The sequence below is a fragment of the Aquabacterium sp. UBA2148 genome (assembly GCF_002328915.1).
Taxonomy (GTDB): domain Bacteria; phylum Pseudomonadota; class Gammaproteobacteria; order Burkholderiales; family Burkholderiaceae_C; genus Aquabacterium; species Aquabacterium parvum.
In genome coordinates this window covers 1-3,373 of record NZ_DCXA01000321.1, presented here as the reverse complement: position 1 = coordinate 3,373, position 3,373 = coordinate 1, and the positions used below count along the sequence as shown (strand labels likewise).

The following is a 3,373-nucleotide window of genomic DNA, read 5'->3' as shown; positions in this document are numbered from 1 at the left end:
GCATTGCATGGCATTTCATCGTCAAGCGTGACGGCTCTAGAACCAACCATCTATCAGAGGAATTCGTTGTAGGAGAGGATGAGCGTTGGAAGATTGCTCTCAGCTATCGTGGGCCGTTTATCACCGCACTGAGCTGGAGCGATCTCAACCATCGAGAAGATCAGGTGACCTCTCCGGCCTTGGTCGCCATGGTCCAAAAAATCGCTGAAGACCTTCGCCTGACCTACCTTGATGCTCATGAACTGAGAGCCTTAGAAATCCCCTGGGATGAGTTGCAAGGCAACGCGGCAGATCGCTTGGACTACTCCGAAATGCCCAACGCCTTCAACTTGCTTTTCTACGAATACTGAACCTCACACCCGAGAGCTGCATCCACAGATCGCCCAACCCAGGCATTCGACAGTGAAAAGCTCAGAGCCTTAGTCTCTAGTGTCTTGCCATAGATCCCCAATGTGCCAGGCAAGCAAGAACATCGTGAGGCGTAACACGCAGGTCCCGAAAGTCACGCCAAACAGCGACAATACCGGGTTGCCCCTCACCCGGATCCCCCATGGCTGTCCTGTCCCTGAACGACGCGTGCCTGGCCTTTGGCCACGTCGCCCTGCTTGACCACACCTCTTTTGCGCTGGAGACGGGCGAGCGCATCGGCCTGATCGGCCGCAACGGCACGGGCAAGTCCTCGCTGCTGAAAATCATGGTCGGCATCGACAAGCTCGACGACGGCCAGGTGCAGGCGCAAAAAGGCATCGAGATGGCCTACGTGCCGCAGGAGCCCTCGTTCGCCGACGGCGCCACCGTGGAGAGCACCGTCAGCGAAGGCCTGGGTGACATCCGCGAACTGCGTGAGCGCTTCGAGGCCATCACGCATGGCGAAGGCGATGCCGACCAGATGGAATCGCTCATGACCCAGATCGAAGCCCGCAACGGCTGGAACTGGGAGCAGCGCGTCGAAGAAACCCTGCAGCGACTGAACCTCTCGGCCGACCTGCCCATCGCCAGCTTGTCGGGCGGCATGAAAAAGCGCGTGGCCCTCGCCCGCGCCCTGGTGGCCAGCCCCGACGTGCTCTTCCTCGACGAGCCGACCAACCACCTCGACCTCGACGCCATCACCTGGCTGGAAGACCTGCTCAAAGAGTTCAAGGGCAGCATCGTGTTGATCTCCCACGACCGCGCCTTCCTGGACAACGTCTGCACCCGCATCGTCGAGCTCGACCGCGGCCTGCTGCGCAGCTACCCCGGCAACTTCGCTGCCTACCAGAACCTCAAGGCGCAAGAACTGGCCGACGAGGCCGTGGCCAACGCGCGCTTCGACAAGCTGCTGGCGCAGGAAGAGGTCTGGATTCGCAAGGGCGTCGAAGCCCGCCGCACGCGCTCGGTGGCGCGCATCAAGCGCCTCGAAGGCCTGCGCGCCGCGCACGCCTCGCGCCGCGACGTGGTCGGCCGCGTCAAGCTCGAGGTCTCGCAAGGCGACCGGGGCGGCAAGATCGTCGCCGAGCTCGAAGGCGTCTCCAAGTCCTTCGGTGGGCGCACCATCGTCAAGGGCTTCACCGGCACCATCCTGCGTGGCGACAAGGTCGGCCTGGTCGGCTCCAACGGCGCTGGCAAGACCACGCTGCTCAAGATGATCCTTGGCGAGCTGGCACCCGACAGCGGCACCGTCAAGCAAGGCGCCAACCTGGCCGTCGCCTATTTCGACCAGATGCGCGACCACCTCAACCTCGACGCCACGCTGGCCGACTTCATCAGCCCGGGCAGCGAGTGGATCGAGATCAACGGCTCGCGCAAGCACGTCATGGGCTACCTGCAGGACTTCCTGTTCGCCCCGGCCCGAGCCAACTCACCCGTGCGCACGCTCAGCGGCGGCGAGCGCAACCGCCTGCTGCTGGCTCGCCTGTTCGCCAAGCCCAGCAACGTGCTGGTGCTCGACGAGCCCACCAACGACCTCGACATCGACACGCTCGACCTGCTCGAAGACCTGCTGGCCGAGTACCCGGGCACCGTCTTCCTGGTCAGCCACGACCGGCGCTTCCTCGACAACGTGGTCACCTCGACCCTGGTGTCCGAAGGCAACGGCCAGTGGCGCGAGTACGAAGGTGGCGTCGAGGACTGGCTGATCCAGTCGCGCCGCGCGCAGGCCATCGCGGCCGGCAAACCCGGTGCGGCGGCCATCGCGGCCGCCGTCAAGCAAACGCCAGAGGCCAACCTGCGCACGCCCGTGGCCGTGGCCGCCGACACAGCACCGGCTGCCGCCCCGGCTGCACCCGTGGTGGCGCAACCCAAACGCAAGCTCAGCTACAAAGAGCAGCGCGAGCTCGACGAGCTGCCCGCCCGCATCGAAGCCTTGGAGGCCGAGCAGGCGGAGCTCAACAAGCAGCTGGCCGACCCGGACATCTACCGCAAGGAAGCCGGCAACGTGACCACCATGCACGCCCGCGTCGAAGCCATCGACGAAGAGCTGATGGCGGCGCTGGCCCGTTGGGAAGAGCTCGGCGCGCGCTGAGCGTTGACGGCGAGGTGAACGCCTTCAGGGTTCACCGCTGTTCGCCGTGCTCACGGCGCCCAGCCGGGCGCGAGCAAGCGTTAGTCAGGCGGCCGAAGCCAGCTTCGCTGCGGCCCAACCGGCCATCGCCTGCATGCACGCGGCCTCCGGGTCATCGCACTGGATGACCTCGTCGACCAGCGGCGCCAGCCGGCGCGTGTCGGCGCGCAGCACCCGCTGCTTGACCGAGGCGATCTGCGAGGGGTGCATCGAGAAGCTGCGCAGGCCCATGGCCAACAGGAACTCGGTGAAGACCGGGTCGCCCGCCATTTCACCGCACACGCTCACGCCCTTGCCCGCCGCCCGCGCCTGAGCAATCGTCGTGCGGATCAGCTGCAACACCGCCGGGTGCCAAGGGTCGTAGAGATGGGCCACGGCCTCGTCGGCACGGTCGATGGCCAGCGTGTACTGGATCAGGTCGTTGGTGCCGATGGAGACGAAGTCGAAGTGCCGCAAGAACAGCGGCATGGTCAACGCAGCAGCCGGCACCTCGATCATGGCGCCCAGCTCGCACTGCCCAAAAGGTTTGCCTGATTCGGTCAGCTGGCGCTGCACGTGGGCGATGTTCTCCAGCGTCTGGCGGATCTCGCGCTGGCTGGCCAGCATCGGGATCAGGATCTTGACCGGGCCGTGCACCGCCGCGCGGTAGAGCGCGCGCAACTGGCGGCGGAACATGCTGGGCTCCGACAGGCTCCAGCGGATCGCGCGCAGGCCCAGCGCCGGGTTGAGCACCGACTCGTGGCGCAGCTCGGAAGCCGTCAGGCCCTCGAGCGGCTTGTCGGCACCGATGTCCACCGTGCGAATGACCACGGGCAGGCCCTTCATGGCCTCGAC

The 3,373-nt window shown here is 65.5% G+C and carries 3 protein-coding genes; 2 read left to right on the top strand and 1 reads right to left on the bottom strand.

Translation table 11 applies throughout. The features are described 5' to 3' along the window. Together B2W70_RS18025 and B2W70_RS18020 are read left to right on the top strand one after the other, a co-directional pair. Window positions 1–350, top strand: a 350-nt coding sequence (locus B2W70_RS18025; RefSeq protein ID WP_286747927.1) for a hypothetical protein, incomplete at its 5' end; no start/stop codon positions are given. Between the two features lie 200 nt (window positions 351–550). Beyond that, complete coding sequence (locus B2W70_RS18020; protein ID WP_286747925.1) at window positions 551–2,500, top strand: ATP-binding cassette domain-containing protein; 1,950 nt, start codon at window positions 551–553, stop codon at window positions 2,498–2,500. Between the two features lie 84 nt (window positions 2,501–2,584). Here B2W70_RS18020 and B2W70_RS18015 read toward each other — a convergent pair. Next, the coding region (locus B2W70_RS18015) for a putative PEP-binding protein (protein ID WP_349677472.1) at window positions 2,585–3,373 on the bottom strand (789 nt) is incomplete at its 5' end.

Coding starts and splice junctions, on each gene's coding strand:
- B2W70_RS18020 (WP_286747925.1), top strand. CDS start 551: ATGGCTGTCCTGTCCCTGAACGACGCGTGCCTGGCCTTTGGCCACGTC.